This is a genomic window from Aeromonas sp. ASNIH2 (assembly GCF_002934795.1).
GTDB lineage: Bacteria > Pseudomonadota > Gammaproteobacteria > Enterobacterales > Aeromonadaceae > Aeromonas > Aeromonas caviae.
The window spans coordinates 1,756,262-1,774,494 of record NZ_CP026406.1 but is presented as its reverse complement, the minus strand read 5'-3'; the positions used below and the strand labels follow the sequence as shown (position 1 = coordinate 1,774,494).

The 18,233-nt window shown below is 60.3% G+C and carries 22 protein-coding genes; 10 read left to right on the top strand and 12 right to left on the bottom strand.

The features are described from left to right. Positions 1-11: 11 nt before the first annotated feature. The 4 genes from hpf to npr are packed head-to-tail and all read left to right on the top strand — an operon-like array spanning position 12 to position 1,948. Positions 12-299, top strand: coding sequence for a ribosome hibernation promoting factor (gene hpf, locus C3F36_RS08265; protein ID WP_005305957.1), 288 nt, complete (start codon positions 12-14; stop codon positions 297-299). A 2-nt stretch (positions 300-301) separates the two neighbouring features. Continuing rightward, positions 302-748: a PTS IIA-like nitrogen regulatory protein PtsN gene (gene ptsN / locus C3F36_RS08260; protein WP_010675870.1), complete on the top strand. Its 447-nt coding sequence runs from the start codon at positions 302-304 to the stop codon at positions 746-748. A gap of 40 nt (positions 749-788) precedes the next feature. Beyond that, complete coding sequence (rapZ, locus tag C3F36_RS08255; RefSeq protein WP_010675869.1) at positions 789-1,655, top strand: RNase adapter RapZ; 867 nt, start codon at positions 789-791, stop codon at positions 1,653-1,655. A 20-nt stretch (positions 1,656-1,675) separates the two neighbouring features. Then, the gene (gene npr / locus C3F36_RS08250) at positions 1,676-1,948 is read left to right on the top strand and encodes a PTS phosphocarrier protein NPr (RefSeq protein WP_010675868.1); all 273 of its coding nucleotides are present in this window, start codon (positions 1,676-1,678) and stop codon (positions 1,946-1,948) included. 15 nt (positions 1,949-1,963) lie between these two features. Here npr and C3F36_RS08245 read toward each other — a convergent pair whose 3' ends face one another. From C3F36_RS08245 to C3F36_RS08190, 12 genes are all read right to left on the bottom strand, one after another. Next, on the bottom strand, positions 1,964-3,868 hold the full coding sequence (locus C3F36_RS08245) for a BglG family transcription antiterminator (protein ID WP_104454886.1): 1,905 nt from the start codon (positions 3,866-3,868) through the stop codon (positions 1,964-1,966). A 103-nt stretch (positions 3,869-3,971) separates the two neighbouring features. Continuing rightward, positions 3,972-4,712: a 2-dehydro-3-deoxy-phosphogluconate aldolase gene (dagF, locus tag C3F36_RS08240; RefSeq protein ID WP_104454885.1), complete on the bottom strand. Its 741-nt coding sequence runs from the start codon at positions 4,710-4,712 to the stop codon at positions 3,972-3,974. Continuing rightward, positions 4,712-5,827 carry a DgaE family pyridoxal phosphate-dependent ammonia lyase gene (locus tag C3F36_RS08235; RefSeq protein WP_104454884.1) on the bottom strand — a complete coding sequence of 372 codons (1,116 nt, stop codon included), beginning with the start codon at positions 5,825-5,827 and terminating at the stop codon, positions 4,712-4,714. The genes dagF and C3F36_RS08235 overlap by 1 nt, the downstream gene beginning before the upstream one ends. Then, the gene (locus C3F36_RS08230) at positions 5,811-6,950 is read right to left on the bottom strand and encodes an amidohydrolase/deacetylase family metallohydrolase (protein WP_104454883.1); all 1,140 of its coding nucleotides are present in this window, start codon (positions 6,948-6,950) and stop codon (positions 5,811-5,813) included. Before C3F36_RS08230 ends, C3F36_RS08235 begins: the two co-directional genes overlap by 17 nt. Positions 6,951-7,151: 201 nt before the next feature. Beyond that, entirely contained in the window at positions 7,152-7,802 is a 651-nt protein-coding gene (locus C3F36_RS08225) for a DUF4310 family protein (protein ID WP_010675863.1), read from the bottom strand. Positions 7,803-7,813: 11 nt separating this feature from the next. After that, positions 7,814-8,590: a DUF4311 domain-containing protein gene (locus C3F36_RS08220; protein ID WP_010675862.1), complete on the bottom strand. Its 777-nt coding sequence runs from the start codon at positions 8,588-8,590 to the stop codon at positions 7,814-7,816. Positions 8,591-8,615: 25 nt separating this feature from the next. Further along, positions 8,616-8,912 carry a DUF4312 family protein gene (locus tag C3F36_RS08215; RefSeq protein ID WP_041211841.1) on the bottom strand — a complete coding sequence of 99 codons (297 nt, stop codon included), beginning with the start codon at positions 8,910-8,912 and terminating at the stop codon, positions 8,616-8,618. Further along, entirely contained in the window at positions 8,912-9,277 is a 366-nt protein-coding gene (locus tag C3F36_RS08210) for an SFCGS family glycine-rich protein (RefSeq protein WP_104454882.1), read from the bottom strand. Before C3F36_RS08210 ends, C3F36_RS08215 begins: the two co-directional genes overlap by 1 nt. Next, a complete protein-coding gene (locus tag C3F36_RS08205) occupies positions 9,278-9,640 on the bottom strand; it encodes a transcriptional regulator (RefSeq protein ID WP_104454881.1) in 363 nt (120 codons plus the stop codon). Between the two features lie 307 nt (positions 9,641-9,947). Continuing rightward, a complete protein-coding gene (degS, locus tag C3F36_RS08200) occupies positions 9,948-11,075 on the bottom strand; it encodes an outer membrane-stress sensor serine endopeptidase DegS (RefSeq protein ID WP_103858103.1) in 1,128 nt (375 codons plus the stop codon). Between the two features lie 89 nt (positions 11,076-11,164). Next, on the bottom strand, positions 11,165-12,523 hold the full coding sequence (locus C3F36_RS08195; protein WP_103858102.1) for a Do family serine endopeptidase: 1,359 nt from the start codon (positions 12,521-12,523) through the stop codon (positions 11,165-11,167). 81 nt (positions 12,524-12,604) lie between these two features. Continuing rightward, entirely contained in the window at positions 12,605-12,985 is a 381-nt protein-coding gene (locus C3F36_RS08190) for a YhcB family protein (protein ID WP_010675856.1), read from the bottom strand. 139 nt (positions 12,986-13,124) lie between these two features. On the opposite strand from C3F36_RS08190, the gene zapE reads away from it, so the two are divergent. From zapE to C3F36_RS08160, 6 genes are all read left to right on the top strand, one after another. Next, the gene (zapE, locus tag C3F36_RS08185; RefSeq protein WP_104454880.1) at positions 13,125-14,219 is read left to right on the top strand and encodes a cell division protein ZapE; all 1,095 of its coding nucleotides are present in this window, start codon (positions 13,125-13,127) and stop codon (positions 14,217-14,219) included. Between the two features lie 266 nt (positions 14,220-14,485). Next, positions 14,486-14,914 (top strand): 50S ribosomal protein L13, encoded by a 429-nt coding sequence (gene rplM / locus C3F36_RS08180; RefSeq protein ID WP_005336289.1) that lies wholly within the window; start codon positions 14,486-14,488, stop codon positions 14,912-14,914. Between the two features lie 14 nt (positions 14,915-14,928). After that, the gene (gene rpsI, locus C3F36_RS08175; protein WP_005336286.1) at positions 14,929-15,321 is read left to right on the top strand and encodes a 30S ribosomal protein S9; all 393 of its coding nucleotides are present in this window, start codon (positions 14,929-14,931) and stop codon (positions 15,319-15,321) included. Between the two features lie 299 nt (positions 15,322-15,620). After that, on the top strand, positions 15,621-16,211 hold the full coding sequence (gene petA, locus C3F36_RS08170) for a ubiquinol-cytochrome c reductase iron-sulfur subunit (RefSeq protein ID WP_010675854.1): 591 nt from the start codon (positions 15,621-15,623) through the stop codon (positions 16,209-16,211). Between the two features lie 2 nt (positions 16,212-16,213). Further along, complete coding sequence (locus C3F36_RS08165; protein ID WP_104454879.1) at positions 16,214-17,431, top strand: cytochrome b; 1,218 nt, start codon at positions 16,214-16,216, stop codon at positions 17,429-17,431. Beyond that, the gene (locus C3F36_RS08160) at positions 17,428-18,162 is read left to right on the top strand and encodes a cytochrome c1 (protein WP_104454878.1); all 735 of its coding nucleotides are present in this window, start codon (positions 17,428-17,430) and stop codon (positions 18,160-18,162) included. Before C3F36_RS08165 ends, C3F36_RS08160 begins: the two co-directional genes overlap by 4 nt. Positions 18,163-18,233: the final 71 nt, after the last annotated feature.

The window sequence follows — 18,233 nt, the reverse complement described above, 5'->3', positions numbered from 1 at the left end:
AGGAAGACGTTATGCAAATTAACCTGACCGGACACCATGTCGAGATTACCGAAGCTCTGCGTGATTATGTGAACAACAAATTTGCCAAACTCGAGCGTCACTTTGACCATATCAACAACGTACACGTGGTGTTGAGCGTCGAAAAACTGAACCAGATCGCCGAAGCCAAGCTGCATGTCAGCGGGGGAGAGGTGTTCGCCAATTCGCAGCATGCCGACATGTATGCGGCGATTGATACCCTGCTGGATAAACTGGATCGGCAGATCATCAAGCACAAAGATAAGTTAAATCAAAAATAACTATGCAACTTGAACACATACTGAGTCGGGACTGCACCAAGAGTGCGGTCCCTTGTACCAGCAAGAAACGCGCGCTCGAGATCATCAGTGAACTGGCCGCAGAGCGCCTCGGCGCTTCCCGCCAGGTCCTGTTTGAAAGCCTGCTGGCGCGAGAAAAGATGGGCAGTACCGGGATCGGAGCCGGTATCGCCATCCCCCACGGCCGGATTGACGACGCCTTCGCGCCGACCGCCGTGTTGATGACCTTCTCCGAGCCCATCCCTTTCGATTCTATCGACAATCAACCGGTTGACCTGCTCTTTGCATTGCTGGTGCCGGAAAGCGAGTGCAAGCAGCACCTCAAGACTCTTTCCCTGATGGCATCCAAACTGGGTGACAAGGCCGTCTGCCGCCAGCTGCGCCAGGCGACCAGCGACGAAGAACTCTATCAGATCATGACGTCGGCCTGAGGCCGGGTCTGACACAGCCACGTTGGCGTGAGGGGACAAGATGCAGTTAATAGTAGTAAGCGGTCGTTCGGGCTCCGGCAAGACGGTGGCCCTGAGGGTGCTCGAGGATCTCGGGTACTACTGCGTGGACAACCTGCCGGTCAACCTGCTGCCCCAGTTGATCGTGTCGGTGGAGAGCCAGTATGACAAGCTGGCTGTCAGCATCGACGTGCGCAACCTGCCTGCCCAGGCAGACAGGCTGGAGAACCTGCTGAGCCAGGTGCGCAACGAGGGGCGAGTCAAGTTTTCGAGCTTCTTCTTCGATGCGGACAACGCGACCCTGCTCAAACGCTACGGTGAGAGCCGCCGTCTGCACCCTCTGTCCCGCAACAAGCTTTCGCTGGACGAGGCGATCCGGGAAGAGACCCACCTGCTGGCACCGCTCTCCTCGACCGCCGACCTGCGCATCGACACCACCAACCTCAGCATTCACGATCTCAGCGAGCTCATCAAAACCCGGGTGCTCGGCAAGAAAGAGAACGAGCTGGTGCTGGTGTTCGAGTCATTCGGCTTCAAGTACGGCATTCCCAAGGATGCGGACTTCGTGTTCGACGCCCGTTTCCTGCCCAACCCGCACTGGATCCCGGAGCTCAAGCCCTTCACTGGCAAGGATGAGCCCGTGGCCAACTACCTCTCCAGCCAGCCGGATGTCATGCTGTTCATCCAGCAGATCGAGAACATGCTGGGGACCTGGTTGCCCCACCTGGAGCGCAACAATCGCAGCTATGTGACCGTCGGGATCGGCTGTACCGGCGGACAGCACCGCTCGGTGTTCATCGCCGAGCGGCTGGCCAGCGCATTCCGGTTGCTTGGCAAGAACGTGCAGATCCGCCATCGTACGTTGGACAAGCGTTCAAACCCCGCCTGACAGATCCACAGGATGCTCAGATGACCGTTTCCGCCTCAGTAGAAGTCAAAAACAAGTTAGGCATTCACGCCCGACCGGCCATGATGCTGTTCGAGCTGGTGCAGGGGTTCGATGCCCACGTGTTGCTGCGCAATGAAGAGGGGGTCGAGGCCGACGCGGACAGCGTGATCGGCCTGCTGATGCTGGACTCCGCCCAGGGCAAACAGGTGGAGGTGCAGGTGGAGGGTCCCGAAGAGGTAGAGGCCCTGGCCGCCGTGGTGGCGCTGTTCACCTCGGGCTTCAATGAGGAGTAATACGCCTCGGTGTGCTCAAGGTGCGCTGCGAGCCAGCGCCTTGAAAGCGGCAAAATCCCGACAAGCCAGCAGACTTCTGCTGGCTTTTTCGTTCATCAGTGCCAGAAACAGATCATAAAGTCCCATGGCCTCCTCATAATCCGCCTTGGCGATGGCCAGCACGAAGATGAGGGTAGCGCTCTCGCCGTTGCCCCAATCGATCCCTTGGGAGGCCAGCACGGTATAGACCAGGGTGCGGCGCGCCAGCAGGCCGAGGGAGTGGGGCAGAGCGATGCCGTCCCCCAGCATGGTTGAGACGATCTGCTCCCGCTCCTGCAAGGATCCCCGGAATCCGCTATGCACCAGATCCTCCGCCTCAAGCTGGCTGCAGATGCGATCAAACAGCGCCCCCTGGCTGATTGGTTCATCAAGCACCATGAAGTGGTCGGCATCGAAATACTTGTCGAGCAGATAGGGACGGGTGCGATCGACGAGCACCAGCTTGCCGAGCTGCTCCAGCTGGTACTGGGTCGGGAAGGGGGAGACCTGCACCACGGGAGCATTCTTCTCGCTCACCTTGAGGGTGCTGATGACGAAATCCTGCTCGACTCGTACCAGTCCCTCATAGTCCCGCACCGACTCCAGCGTGGTCAGCTGCAGTTGGGGGTATTCCCGCCGGATGCGTGCTTCCAGCACCCGGAAGGTGGCGTTGCCCGCATCGCACAGCAGCAGCGCCTGGGGGCGCCGGGTGTAACCGATGTCGTAGTGGCGCTCCAGGCCGACCCCGATGTGGATCACCAGGTAGCCGATCTCGTGGTGGGTCAACCGGTAGGGGGTCTGCCTGATCCACTCAGAGATGGCCGCCAGGGTGATGTCGTAGGCGAGGGGGTAATACTGCTTGATGTGGTCCGCCAGGGGATTGTGGCTGCCAATCTGGTATTTGACCCGCAGCAGCATGGCGCCGATATGGGTCTGCAGGTCGGCTCGCAATTGCGGGTCGCCGCGCAGGTCATAGGGGTAGTGGTGGTGGATGTAACCCAGCAGGTGCGTAGTCAGCTGCTCGCTCTCGGCCGCCATGGCCGGGCTGAGCAGGGGCGTCTCTGCAGTGAGGCGAGCCTGGATCTGGATGGCGAGACAGGCGATCTCTTCCTGCCCCGGTGACGTCAGGGTTGGCAGCTCGGCATAGATGTCGCGGGCCACCACTGCCAGGGGCGGGGTGATGTCGTCGCTGGCAAACTGGCGCAACTCGTGGCCAGACGCCTGGCGAAGCAGGGCGACGGCACAGTAGACGGTGACTTGCTGCAGGCTCTCGTCGGCCAGGCGCAGCTGATGGCGACCGAGTTGCTCGTGAATGTGGTTGCCCACTACCTCCAGCGTCTTGCTGGGGCAGAGGGTGGGCAACAGGCTCTGGAGCGGATGCTGGTGCAGCAGCTCCTGGCAGAGCAGTTGGGTGAGGCAGGCGCGGATCGCCATCTCGCTTCCCGCAATGCGCATCCCCACTCTGGGTTTGCTGTCGATGGTGAGCCCGAAGTGGGCGAGCCGCTCCCGCACCTCCGTCATGTCCCCTTGCAAAGCCGCCCGGCTTAGATACCAAGTGTCCGCCAGCTCGTCGAGTTTGATCCCCTGTTCCGCCGTCAGCAGCAAGACCTGGAGGTGCAGCACCCGCTCGCGGCTGGTGCGAGGCAGAGGGCTCTCCTGCCCCTGGGCGGCCAGCAGCGCATCGAACAGTCCCTGATTGTAGATCTTGAGCTGGTAACCGCTGCCCCGCTGATGGATCAGGTGGGCGCCCCGGGTGGCAATGAGCTCGTTCAGGGTCGCCACGTCGGTACGCACCGTGCGGGTGGAAACATTGAGACGGCGGGCCAGCTCCTCCTGTGGCAGAGGCTCGGCGTGAAGCAGGGCGAGCAGTTGCTGGAGTCTGGGGTGGGGCAGCTTGGTCATGAGGGGGTGAGGACTCCTGTCGCGCATGGTGGGTCGATGTTAACAAGGGGGTCATTAACAAGCCAGGCACCGCCCAGTGATCGGACCGGTGCCTGTGGGATTGTTATGCCAGCAGTGCCTTCACCATGGCGAGGAGGGTACGCACATCCTCCGGCCGGGTCTGGCCACTGACACTGTCGATGATGGAGCTGTAGACGTGGGGGATCACCTTCTCGACTCCTGCCTCCAGCGCGATCCGCACTATCTCCTCGAAGTTCTCAAGATCGATGCCGCCGGTGGGCTCCAGCCAGAAGCCGTGGCGGGCACAGGCCTCGGCCACTGCCTGATACTCGGTGCGGCAGGCGAGTCCCCCCATGGGGAAGAACTTGACCGAGCTGCCGCCCATGTCCTTGAGCAGGGCAATGGCGGTATCGATGGGGACGATGCCGTCAGCCTGCTGCGCGCTGAGGGGGCCGGTGGAGATCTTCACCATGCCGGGGGGGCCGGTGGGGGAGACAAGGCCATTGACGAGGGTGTCAGCTTGACCGAGCAGCGCCCGGCTGGCCCCGACCCCGGTGAACACCTGATTGACATGCTGAGGCTGCAACTGGCGGGCCAGCTCGGCCACCATGGCGGACTGGCGCGGATCACCTGCTCCCAGCCCGATGGAGAGGGCGTTGTCGATAAGTTTGGCGTAGGCCTGCATGTCGGCGACGGCAGAGGGGATGTCCGGGTAGTTCTTGGAGAGCACACCGACCAGGACGTGGCCCTCGGCGGCCTCATAAATGTCGACGGCATTCTCTTTGGAACCTGCCAGCACGTTGAGGCAGACCCGATCGCTGTAGTAATTGGGGGTAAGAGACATCAGTTGTTCTCCTGAACGAGGTGGGCAATGGCGGAGTGGATCTGGTCGAGCTGGGGCAGGGTGACGCTGCGCACGTCTATCTCGATGTGCCCCTCGTTGGCCTTGTAGCCGCGGCAGTAGATGGCGGGGGTACCCTGTTGCAGACGGGAGACCACTTCCACCGTGGTCATGCGGATCTGCTGGTGGTCGAAGGCGATGTCGGTGCGGGCGATGTCGCGCCCCGCGCTGTCCCACACCACTTTGGCGGTGACGCCGGGCAGCTGATTGAGGCGCTCGATGAAGGGGGTCATCTTGGCGACCATGGCGGTGCCGCTCTCCTTCTCTTTGGCCAGGTAGCGCTCGATGGCGTGGGTCAGGCCGAGGATCCCCTCCTTGCCCACCTTCATGGCGCGGCCTATGCCGCCAGCCTGCTGCTTGACCCACTCCACATACTGACGTCTGCCGAGCACCAGGCCGCTGGTGGGCCCTTCGATGGCCTTGGCGCCGCTGTAGATGACCAGATCCGCACCCTGGTTGTAGTAGAGACGCAGATCCTCTTCGGCCGCTGCATCGACGATGAGCGGGATCCCGTGGGCCTTGGCCACCTCGGCCGCCTCGGTCACCGACAGAATGCTCTTCTGCACGCAGTGGTGGGACTTGATGTAGAGGATGGCGGCGGTATTGGCATTGATGGCAGCGGCCAGCTGGGCGGGTGAGCACTCGTTGGCGTAGCCTGCCTCCATCACCCTGCCGCCCCCCAGGTTGACCATGGTGCCGACGGGGGCACCAAAGTTCACGTTGTGGCCCTTGGGCAGCACGATGTCGCTCGGCACGTCGTGGGCATGAGCATGCAACTGCTCGAGGCGATAGGGGTCGCCGCGCACGATCACGGCGGCCACCGACTGGGCGATGCCGGCGCTGGCGCAGGAGACCACAACCGCATCTTCAACGCCCAGCAGATCGGCCAGGTAGGCGCCGGTCTTGTTGACCAGATCCTTCACCTCGAAGTAGTGGCCGAGGCCGAAGTTGACCGCATCGACCACCTCCTGCTCGGGGGTGGAGACGCCGAGGATGGTCATGCGCCCGGAGGCGTTGATCACCGGTTTGAGCCGGTATTTCTCATACACAGAAGGCATGGTGTGATTTCCCGTAGTGAGTCAGAACCAGTTCGCCGCCCACCAGGGCGGCGAGAGGGAGCAGTTGCCGGTCACCGTTGCGGGTGCCGGCCTCGGTATCGGTAAAGAGAATGGGGCCGCAGCTCACCTGGAACAGGGTGATGTCTGCATCGGCGCCCACCTCGAGTCGCCCCTTACCGGGCAGGCGCAGGGCATCGGCGGCCTGGTGAGTGACGCAGGCGAGTACCTGCTCCAGAGTCATGCCGATGGCGAAGAACTTCGACATCACGTGGGCAAGGCTGTAGACGGGCCCCTTGATGCGGTTCTTGCAGTAGATGTCTGAACTGATGGTGTGGGGCAGGATGCCCTGGGCAATGGCCAGCTCTGCCACCTCGAAGCTGAAGCTGGCACCGCCATGGCCGATGTCGAGCAAGAGTCCCCGCCGCATCGCCTCGCGCACCGCCTGGCGCAGTTCACCCGCAGGGGTCAGGATGCGGTTGGGCTTGCCGTTGAAGCAGTGGGTCAGCAGATCGCCATCCCCCAGCAGGGCGACGATCTCGTCCAGATCCGGCGGCGTGTTGCCCACGTGCACCATCAGTGGCAAGTTGCCATTGGCCTGCTGGATCTGCTTGGCCATGCGCAGGGGCTGCAGACCGTTCTCACCCACCACGCTGCCGCTCATGCGTGCCTTGATGCCGACGATGAAGCCGGGATGGCGCCGGATGGCCGCCTGGGCGAGGGCGGGATCGATGTCTGCCGGATCCGCCAGCTCGTTCTGGCGCAGCAGGCCGATGCGGGAGATGTTGAGCAGAGCGTGCACCCGGGTCTTGCAGGTGGCGGCTATGCGCTGGAAGTCGTCCACATCGTCGGCTCCGGTGCTGCCGGCGTCGATGACGGTGGTGACACCGGATTCCACGCCCACCTTGTCCGGCTCATCGTGATAGATGGGAGAGGCGGGGTAGCAGTGGGTGTGGCCGTCAATCCAGCCGGCGCTCACATGGACCTGCCCGCCCAGAGTGAGGGTTTGCTTCGCCTCCGTGCTCTCTGGCAGCGAACCCAGCGCCGCTATCTTGCCATGCTTGATGGCGACGTCGACAAGCTGCCCGTTTCCCAGGCGTCCCGCCCTGATGATCATGTCGTACATGCTGATATCCCTCTTGGAACCTGCTTGTGCTCTTACTGCGAGGCCGCTTCCAAGGCTCATGTGCTGCTCGCGTAGTTGTAACCAGGAGTTCTCACGTCTATCCATACGCTCCGGCCCCTGCGCTGCTCTTCACCTTGCTGACGACCTTTCGCGACAGCGCGCAAACAGGTTCTTGAATGCCGCCCAAGAGACGGCCTTGGATTAAGCCAGGGCGATGGGGAAGACGGTCCCGAACAGCATGGCCCCCAGAATGGCGCCGCCCGTGATGGGCTTCTCCCAGATGTAGAACAGCAGGGCACCCAGCAGGGAGCCTATCCCGATGGGAATGGAGGCGCCCATGGCGGAGAGGATGATGAGGGGACCGAGGAAGCGGCCGGAGCTGTTGCCAGCCCCCATCATGACGTCCGCCCCGTAGGTGGAGTTGCTCTGGTTGATGGTGAACTTGCGCGCCAGGATGATCACGTAGCCGATGGCCATCCCAATCCCCATGCCGGTGATCAGGGAAGCGGTGAAGTTTTCCACCGGATAGATGATGCCGGCCCCCAGCAGCAGGGCGGGCACGCCGAGGCCGACTCCGGTCTGGATGGCGCCGCCGATGTCGAGGATGCCCACTAGGGAGCCCTCGATGATGCGGGCGAACAGGAAGCTGGCACCGAAGGCGGCGACTGCACCATAGGCCCCCGTGTCCATGCCGGCCTTGAGCATGGCAACGAAGGCCACCTCGTTGAAGGCGCCGACCCCGTAGAGGTAGAACATGTGGGTACCGGCGAAGACGCCGGAAGAGAGCAGACCGACAAAGATGGGGAAGGACCAGTCGGCATACCAGAAGTTGTTTCTCAGTTTCTCATCCATGGTGTGCTTCCTTATTTGCCGCTCATGAGGTTGTGGACGTTTTCCAGCCACAGGGGAACGCCCAGGTGGAAGGATTCAATGAGTTTCATATCAAAGCCGCGGAAGAAGCCGCTCAGCACGAACAGCAGGACGATGGCACTCATCATCACCTTGGTGACGTGGTTCCAGCCGCTCTCTTCCACCCCCTTGCCGATCAGGATGCCAAGCACCAGGCCTGGTACCGCGTTGCCCATGATGAGCTGGGCCAGACCGCCGAAGATGGTGGCCCAGAAGCCGGACTTCTTGCCTGCCTCGATGGCGGCCAGCCAGAAGATCACCGGCATGACGGTGTTGACCAGCAGGTTGGCGGCGGGCACCAGCACCTTGACCGCGGTGACCTGCAGGGCGGCTGGCACGGCGGCGGCCGTGCTGTTGAGGAAGGCGACCACGATGGCACCAATGATGCCGCAGGCGATGGCCATCTTCTTCGGGTCATGGAGGGTGGTGGCGAGATCCCGGTTCTTGATCATCAGGGCCGCTGCACCCCAGTTCGGCAGGATGCGGTGATCCACGTCCTGAGTGAAGGCGCCGGCTGCCACAGTGGAGGCCCAGGCGTTAAAGAAGAAGCCCAGACCGAACGAGAAGTGGGAAGCGGGGTCCCCTTCGCAGGAGTTGAGCTCGCCCAGGGTACGGAACGCGCCCATTCCCTGCACGGTCGGGGCGTGGAACATCCGCGCCGCGCCAGCCCCCACCCCGACGCCTACCAGGCCGCCGATGATGAGTGACTTCATCAAAATGATTAGAAACATCCAACTTGTCCTTTTGGTTGTGGGGTCAGGCCCGGGTGAAATCCACCTTGTCGACATCCAGGCTGGTGACCTTGACGGTGATCGCCAGCCGGACCCGGAACTCGTGGCGCTGGCGTGGCAGGAAGAAGAACAGGAACTTCTCCACCCGTACCGACTCCTCGGCCTCGAGCACCTCGACCTCGAGGGGTTCGATGCGCAGCATCACCTTGGGGCTCTCCTTGAGCAGGCTGGGTTGCACCTGGCTGAGGGCGGCGGCGAACGCCTGCTGGCGAGTCGCCCCCTTGCCGTTGACCGTGATCCGGGTGGTGAAGTGCTCTTTCATCAGGCGCGTCCGTGTTTCTTGGCGAAGGCTTCGATCAGCTTCTGGCCCAGCTCTTCCTTGTCCATGAAGCCGAAGCCCAGTACCACGCCCCCCTCGTTGATGGCGGTGACACCCTCTTCGATGGATCGCATGCCGTAGCGGCACTTGTAGCCGTACTTGGTCTGGGCCGTGATGGCGCCCGCGCCACCGCTGCCGCAGAAGGAGATGCCAAGGTCGGCCTGCTCCTTGTTCATCACATCACCGAGTTTCATGTCGGCGGCCATGCCGGGGATGACGGTCACGGTGGCGCCGGCGGCTTCTGCGCCTGCCCCCACTTTCTGACCCTTGCCGAGACGATCTCCAATCACGAGTTTGATGGCAGTCATTTAACGTTCTCCTTTTACTGAGCTGAGTTCGTTTTCTTTGGCCACTTCAAAATGGACGGACAAGAGGTGTGCCTCCTCGTAGGCGAGGCGGTCGAGCCAGGCAACGACCTGCTCTGCCAGGCGCAGGGAGAGGGGGGAGATCTCCTCGAACAGGCTGAGGTCGACTTCCGGCAGGGATTCCCCGCTGTAGGAGCGCCACACCATGGCCTTGACGTGGGAGGCCAGCATCTGCTGCTGCACATCGTTGGGGCGTATGCCCTGATCCGCCAGCAGGTTGTGAATGCGGGCCAGGGTCAGGTCGGTCTTGCGCAGCAGTGCCGGGCTGTCCGGGGTCAGGGGGGCGTCATGGGTGTCGGTGTTCAAGGTCTGCTCTCCAGGCTGGCAGAAAAGATGGGATCACCATAAAGCGGAGGAGAGTGCGGGAGGAGGCAGGTTTTTTCCGATTCGAAGTGGAAATCCGGAGGGAAAGGCATCAAAAGAAGCCCTTTTGGCGATCAAGAAGAGGAAAGGAGCGGACTGGCGGCAAGGGAGTGTGATCGGTGGCGGGTTTTGACGGCGCCTTCGCCCGATCGTTTATTGGTGCAATGTGTGAGCTGTCTCACGCACAAGCGGGGCCGGAGGAAAGCGGGCACAAAAAAGGGCCCTGTCGGGCCCTGCGAGGATCCGCCTCTCAGGTGGCGGGTGCCGCACTGCTGGTCGGCAGGGTCTGATTCTGGTAGCGCAGGTCCTCTTCGATGATGACATCGACGTCCAGCGGCTTGCCGTTGCGGATCACCGAGATGGTGAGCTTGGTGCCGGGGCGGCTCTCGACGATCTTGTCCATGACGGGACGCACGCCGGTGATGGCCTCTCCGTTGATCTTGAGCAGCACATCCCCACGTTTGAGACCGGCCTTGGTGGCTGGGCCATTGGGATCCAGGCTCTCCACCACCAACCCCTGCAAGTCCCCCAGGTTCAGCATGCGCGCGACGATAGGATTGATCTCGACGCTGGAGATGCCGAGGTAGCCGCGGATGACCCGACCGTTGGCGATCAGCTCGTCCATGATGCGCTTGGCCAGCTTGTAGGGGATGGCAAAACTGATGCCATAGCTCTCCTGATTGCCGTTGAGGTGGTAGGCGGCGGTATTGATGCCCACCAGATCGCCACGGCCATTGACCAGGGCGCCTCCAGAGTTGCCCTCGTTGATGGCGGCATCGGTCTGTAGCAGATCCTGCCGGCCGTTGCTGTCCGGCCCCATGCTGGAGAGGCCGATACGCCCGGTGGCGCTGATGATACCCTGGGTGATGGTCTGGCCGACGTTGTAGGGGTTGCCGATGGCGAGCACCACGTCTCCCACGTCCGGCAGACGATCCGGGTCCTGCGGGATCACCGGCAGGTTGTCCGATTCGATGTAGAGCACGGCCAGATCGGTCAGTTTGTCGGTGCCGACCAGCTCTGCACTGAATACCCGACCATCTTGCAGGGCGACGATGATCTGGTCCGCATCGGCGATGACGTGATAGTTGGTGAGCACGTGGCCGCGCTGGTTCATGATGACGCCGGACCCCAGCCCCTGGGGTCTGAGTTCGGCTTTTTCACCGCGATTGCCGGCGAAGCTGCGGGTGTAGATGTTGACGACGGCAGGGCCGGCGCGATGGGCCGCGTAGGAGAAGCTCAGCTCGCGGGCGTTGGTGATGAGGCCCGGCAGGGGAGTGCCTCCGCGAAAATCGGGGAACACCAGCAACAAAAGCGCAGCCATGGCGAGGCCAAAGCCGACGGACTTGCCCAAGTAGCTGATCAGTGGTGGGATTTTCATGTCATTCTCGTCCGTACAGGCTGCGGGCAGAGAATAACATTATCGATGGATAAAAATCACCCGCGGCGGTTGCCGCGGGTGTGAGGGGCTTAACGGATCACCAAATAGAGCGAGGAGTCGCCGCGCTGGATGTTCAGCGCCAGGACTTCCGGCTTGTTTTTCAACACCTTGGTCAGTTCACCCATGGAGTTGATGCGCTGGCGGTTGACTCCGATGATGATGTCACCCTTCTGCAGGCCGGAGGCGGCTGCCGGTGAGCGCGGATCGATGTCGGAGACGGCCACGCCGGACACGGGGTCCGTGATGGTGCTCAGCTTGGCCCCTTCCAGGGCAGGATGCAGGGCGCTGGCCAGGATCTCGCTGTCATCCGCCTTCTTCAGGGTGACCTTGACGGTCTGCTCCTTGCCGTCACGAATGAGGCCGAGCGAGACCTGCTTGTCGGCCCCCATGGTGGCGATTTTGGCACGCAGCTCGCCGAAGGATCGGATGGGCTTGCCATCGATGCTGATGATGATGTCGCCTGCCTTGATGCCTGCCTTGGCGGCGGCGGAGTCAGGCATGACCTGGTTGACGAAGGCACCGTCCTTCTTGTTGTAGCCGAAGGTCTTGGCGATTTCGCTGGTGAGTTCGGTGCCGGTAATCCCCAACTGGCCACGGCGCACTTCGCCGTATTTCACGATCTGCTCGGAGAGATCGCGTACCATGTTGGACGGGATGGCAAAGCCGATGCCGATGTTGCCGCCGTTGGGGCCCAGGATGGCGGTGTTGATGCCGATCAGCTCCCCGCGCAGGTTGAGCAGGGCGCCGCCCGAGTTGCCGGAGTTGATGGCCGCATCGGTCTGGATGAAGTTCTCCAGATTTTCGATGTTGAGGCCGCTGCGACCCAGGGCGCTGACAATGCCGGAGGTGACGGTCTGGCCCAGGCCGAACGGGTTGCCGATGGCCAGCGCGTAGTCACCGACTCTCAGCTCGTCGGAGTCGGCGAACTTGATCTGCACCAGATCCTCGGCCTTGATTTGCAGCAGGGCGATATCCGACTGTTTGTCTTCCCCTATTTTCTTGGCTGCATACTCACGGCCATCCTTCAGGTTGACTTTGATCTCGTCCGCCTCGTGGACCACGTGGGCGTTGGTGATCACGTAGCCTTTCTTGGCATCGATGATGACGCCGGAACCAAGCGCCTGGAAGGGCTGCTCGCTCACCTGCTCGTCAGGCATGTTGGGGCCGAAGAAGAAGCGGAATTGTTCCGGCAGGCGCTGGCGGGTGATCTTCTTGCCAGAGACGGAGATGTTTACCACGGCAGGGGTCACCTGCTCGAGGACGGGGGCCAGGCTCGGCATCTCCTGGTTGTTCGCCATCAGGGGCAGTGCGGCCTGCGCCGGTGCTGAGGACATGGCGATACCGACACTGAGGGCTAAGACACTGAATACAGAAAGAGATTTACGCATATGAGAAACAGCTCCCAGAAAAAGTTGCAGTGCAATCGTCAAGGTCTGACCACGATAAAGCGTAATTAGTTCAACCGACGATCAGCCCGGCTGCTTGAGCAGGCCGGACGCACCGGCGTAATCGCGGGGAGGAAGGCCCGGCTCCTCGCTGTTGGCGGCATCGCCTGTTTCTTCCACTTCGGGTTCGCGGAACAGTGGTTCCTGTACCTTGGCCAGGAACTTGCTCTGTTCCGCCATGTGGCGATAAAGGGTCTGGTACTGTTCGGCCAGTTGCTCCATCAGGGCGGCGCTGTCGGCGAAGTGGGTGGTGATCTGCCCCTGGTAGCTTTCCAGCTCCTTGTGGGCTTTTTTCAGCTCCTGTTCCAGGCGTCCGGCATCCCGGCTACGGACAGAGAAGCGGCCGATCAGCACGCCGATGATCAGGGCGGCGATCGCCAGCAGGATCCCGTTAAACAGAGTCATAGAAGCTCCTTGTTACAGCTAACACGATGAATTTGAAGCGGTCGGATGGACCGCAACGCCTCGTTGGCACTATACCGTGCCCCCCGAGAGCGTGATACCATTTTGTCCCTCATTCAGGGACTTGGAGGCGGTTTACAGGATGACCCCGCAGCAAAAATATCAGCAGGATTTGCAGCGCCCCGGCTTTGTGGCCGATCCGGCCCAGGCCATGGCAGTCGCCCGCCTGGAGCGACTCTATCAGGATCTGTGCGCAAGCCCGACTCCGACCAGATCCCGTGGCCTGCTAGGTTGGCTGCAAAAGCCGAAAACCCGTGACCCCGTCCAGGGGTTATATATGTGGGGCGGTGTGGGCAGAGGCAAGACCTGGCTGATGGATACTTTTTTTGAGAGCCTGCCGGGGGAGCGCAAACTGCGCATCCACTTCCACCGTTTCATGCACCGTGTGCACGGCGAGCTCAAAGGGCTGACCGGTCAGTCCGATCCGCTCAAGCTGATCGCCCGCAAGCTGGCCGACGAGACCGACGTCATCTGCTTCGACGAGTTTTTCGTCTCGGATATCACGGATGCCATGCTGCTCGGCACTCTGTTCCAGGAACTCTTTGGCCATGGCGTGGTGCTGGTGGCCACATCCAACATTCCCCCTCAGGATCTCTACCGCAACGGGTTGCAGCGTGCTCGCTTCCTGCCTGCTATCGCGCTTATCGAGCGTCACTGCGAGGTGATCAATGTCGATGGCGGTGTCGATTACCGGCTGCGAACCCTGGAACAGGCAGAGATCTATCACTTCCCGTTGGATGAGCAGGCCAGGAGCAACCTGGATCGTTATTTCAGCCAGTTGACCGGGATTGGGCCGGTGACTGCCGCCGCACTGGAAGTCAACCATCGCCAACTGAGTGCACTGGGCGTGGGGGAAGGGGTGCTTTATATGGAGTTTGAACAGCTGTGCTGTACTCCACGCTCCCAGGGCGACTACATCGAACTGGCCCGTGAGTTCCACACCGTCCTGCTGGCCAATGTGCAACCCATGGGCAGCGGCACGGATGACGCGGCCCGCCGCTTCATCGCCATGGTGGATGAGTTTTATGAGCGGCACGTCAAGCTCATCATATCGGCGGCGGTCCCCATGACCGGGCTATATGGCGAAGGCCTGCTGAATTTCGAATTCAAGCGTTGCCTTTCACGGCTTCAGGAGATGCAATCGCACGAATACCTTGCCAGAGTGCACCTTCCTTAGTCACAATACCGCGCCTGCCAGTCGGATGGGCATCTGCGGCAGGTAGGGCCGGGCGACATTTGCTAGCTTCATGGCAGTGAAATTAGCAGGTGATATTTAAGGCAACTTCACTTATAATCGCCCGGCCCACGTTACAGCTGTCGATAAGACAGCAACACTTTAAGCTTTACTTGTATTCGAAGGGGTACAGGTAGGCCATCGTTTGTTGTTTGTGGGAGAGCCCCCATAAGCAATTGGGTCTGTAACAGGTAATTGGGTTTAACTTAATGAAAACTTTCGTTGCCAAGCCAGAAACCGTAAAACGTGACTGGTACATTGTGGACGCAGAAGGTAAAACTCTGGGTCGTATCGCAACCGAGATCGCTGCTCGTCTGCGTGGTAAGCACAAAGCCGAGTACACTCCGCACGTTGACACCGGTGACTACATCATCGTTGTAAACGCTGAGAAGGTACACGTAACCGGTAAGAAATTTACCGACAAAATGTACCACGCTCACTCCGGTTTCCCGGGTGGTATCAAGTCCATCAGCTTCGACAAGCTGATTCAGCGTAAGCCGGAAATGGTAATCGAAGCTGCCGTCAAGGGCATGCTGCCGAAGGGTCCGCTGGGCCGTGCCATGTTCCGTAAGCTGAAAGTTTACGCAGGCGCAGAGCACGCTCATGCTGCTCAGCAACCTCAAGTACTGGATATCTAACGGGAACTGGCAACATGGCAGAAAATCAATACTACGGTACCGGCCGTCGCAAAAGCTCCACTGCTCGCGTATTCATCAAAGCGGGTAGCGGTAAAATCGTAATCAACCAGCGCTCCCTGGAGCAATACTTCGGCCGTCCGACTGCCCGCATGGTAGTTCGTCAGCCGCTGGAACTGGTCGAGATGACCGAGAAACTGGATCTGTACATCACCGTTAACGGTGGTGGCATCTCCGGTCAAGCTGGTGCGATCCGCCACGGTATCACTCGTGCTCTGATGCAGTACGACGAGACCCTGCGTTCCGAACTGCGTAAAGCTGGCTTTGTTACTCGTGATGCCCGTAAGGTTGAGCGTAAGAAAGTCGGTCTGCACAAAGCGCGTAAGCGTCCGCAGTACTCCAAGCGTTAATTCGCTTTTGGTACGCACTCTCAGGAGTGTCAAAAAAGCCTGGCAATTTGCCAGGCTTTTTTTATTGGTAATGTTACATGTGACAATGCTAAGCATACGTCACAAAAGACAAAAAATTGTGTATTTATTGTTTTTGCCCATCGACTCCCTTTCTTGTCAAATTGTTATCTTTTCTTTAAAATTTCCATGGTCTTTCTGTGTCAATTGCCACTCCGCTTCCATTGCAGTTGTCAGAGGGAGAGGAGAAGTAAACAGGGACACTATAAGAATGAGCGGAGTCCACATGGGAGAGTTTTTGGATGAGCAATGCGCCAGTTGATACCGGTCGCCGCAGATTTCTTACCTGGTCAACGGTTGCCGTTGGCGGTGTAGGAGCTGCTTTTACCGCAGTGCCGTTTATTAAGTCATGGAATCCGAGTGCCAAAGCCAAGGCGGCAGGCGCCCCGGTTGAAGTGGATATCAGCAAGCTGGAGCCGGGTCAGCTAATCCGCGTCGAGTGGCGTGGTAAACCGGTCTGGGTGGTGAAGCGCACCAAGCAGACGCTGGATGCTCTGGCTGCGCACGATGACAAGCTGCGGGATCCTGCGTCAGACGAGCCACAGCAACCGGACTATGCCCACAATGGCTACAGATCCATCAAACCGGAAATCTTCGTGGCCGTTGGCATCTGCACTCATCTGGGATGCTCCCCCTCCTATCTGCCCGACAGCTTCGGCGAGCAGGTTCAAGGGGTAACTTCCGGCTTCTTCTGCCCCTGCCATGGCTCCAAATTCGACATGGCTGGTCGAGTGTTCCAGGGCGTCCCCGCACCGCTGAACCTGGTCATTCCGCCATACCAATTTCTTAGCGACACCACCATTCTGGTCGGTGCCGATGGCAAGGAGGCCTGACCATGTTTGCCAAACTCATGGACTGGATCGATGATCGTTTCCCGCTCACGGCCATGTACAACGACCATATGGCCAAGTATCCGGCGCCCAAGAACCTGAACTTCTGGTACTTCTTCGGCTCGCTTGCCATGTTGGTGCTGGTCAACCAGATCATCACCGGCATCTGGCTGACCATGAACTACAACCCTTCGGCGGAAGGTGCCTTCGCTTCCGTGGAATACATCATGCGGGATGTGGATTACGGCTGGCTGCTTCGCTACATGCACTCCACCGGGGCATCCGCCTTCTTCATCGTGGTCTACCTGCACATGTTCCGCGGCATGATCTACGGCTCTTACCAAAAGCCACGGGAACTGCTGTGGATCTTCGGCATGCTGATCTTCCTGGTGCTGATGGCCGAGGCCTTCATGGGTTACCTGCTGCCCTGGGGGCAGATGTCGTTCTGGGGGGCCCAGGTCATCATCTCGCTGTTCGGTGCCATCCCCGTTATCGGTGACGATCTGACCCTGTGGATCCGGGGGGACTATGTCATCTCGGGTGCGACCCTGAACCGCTTCTTTGCGCTGCACGTCATCGCTTTGCCGCTGGTACTGGTGATGCTGGTGGCCATGCATATCCTGGCGCTGCACGAGGTGGGCTCCAACAACCCCGATGGCATCGACATCAAGAAGCACAAGGACGAGAACGGCTGGCCACTGGATGCGGTCGCGTTCCACCCCTATTTCACCGTGAAGGACATGATCGGGGTAGCCGGTTTCCTGTTCTTCTTCTGTGCCATCATCTTCTTCAAGCCGGACATGTGGGGCTATTTCCTCGAGAAACCGAACTTTGAGGTGGCCAACGGCCTGAAGACACCGGCACATATCGCCCCGGTCTGGTACTTCACCCCCTTCTACGCCATCCTGCGTGCGGTGCCGGACAAGCTGCTGGGGGTCATCATGATGGGCCTCTCCATCGTGGTGCTGTTCCTGTTGCCCTGGCTGGATCGTTGCAAGGTGCGCTCGGTGCGTTATCGCAGCACCCTGCACAAGCTGAACATCGCCCAGTTCGTGGTCTGCTTCATTATCCTGGGGGTGCTGGGCGTGCTGCCATCAACCCCGACCCTGACGCTGATTGCACAGCTCTGTACTCTGGGTTATTTCGGATTCTTCGTCCTGTTGTTCTTCTACAGCAAGAATGAGAACACCAAGCCGCTGCCGGAGAGGGTGACATTCAAATGAAAAGAATAATTTTTGCAGTGCTGGCCCTGCTGCCTGGTCTGGTGTTGGCCTCTGGCGGTGGCTTCCCCCTCGACAAGGCGGAGTACGATCTGAGTGACAAGGCATCCCTGCAACGGGGGGCCGCCACCTTCATGAACTACTGTGCCGGCTGTCACTCCACCCAGTACCAGCGTTATAACCGGGTGGCGGCCGACATCGGCATTCCGGACGATCTGATGAAGGAGAACCTGGTCTTCACCGGCGCCAAGATCGGCGATCTGATGAAGAGCGCCATGTCCGAGAAGGATGCTGCTCGCTGGTTCGGCGCGCCGCCCCCCGACCTGACCCTGGTTGCCCGGGTGCGTGGTGCAGACTGGATCTACACCTATCTGCGTTCCTTCTACGTGGACGAGACCCGTCCATTCGGGGTGAACAACGCCGTCTTCCCGTCCGTGGGTATGCCCCATGTGCTGGAGCCGTTGCAGGGGACGCCCCGCGCCGAGTTCAAGACGCACACCCTGGATGGCGTTGAGATGCAGCAAGTCGTCAGCATCAAATCTGACGGCAACGGTGAAATGAACAACGAAGAATATGATCAGACGGTACTGGATCTGGTAAACTTCTTGGTCTACTCGGCTGAGCCGGTGCAGCAGGAGCGCGAACGCATGGGCTTCTGGGTACTCGGATTCATCGCTATCTTCTTCATCTTCACTGTGCTGTTGAAGAAGGAATTCTGGCGCGACGTTCACTAAGCGACCAGATCGGAGTAATATGACGCACGGCAATGAAGACAGACATGCTTCATTGCCGTTTCTGCTTTTTA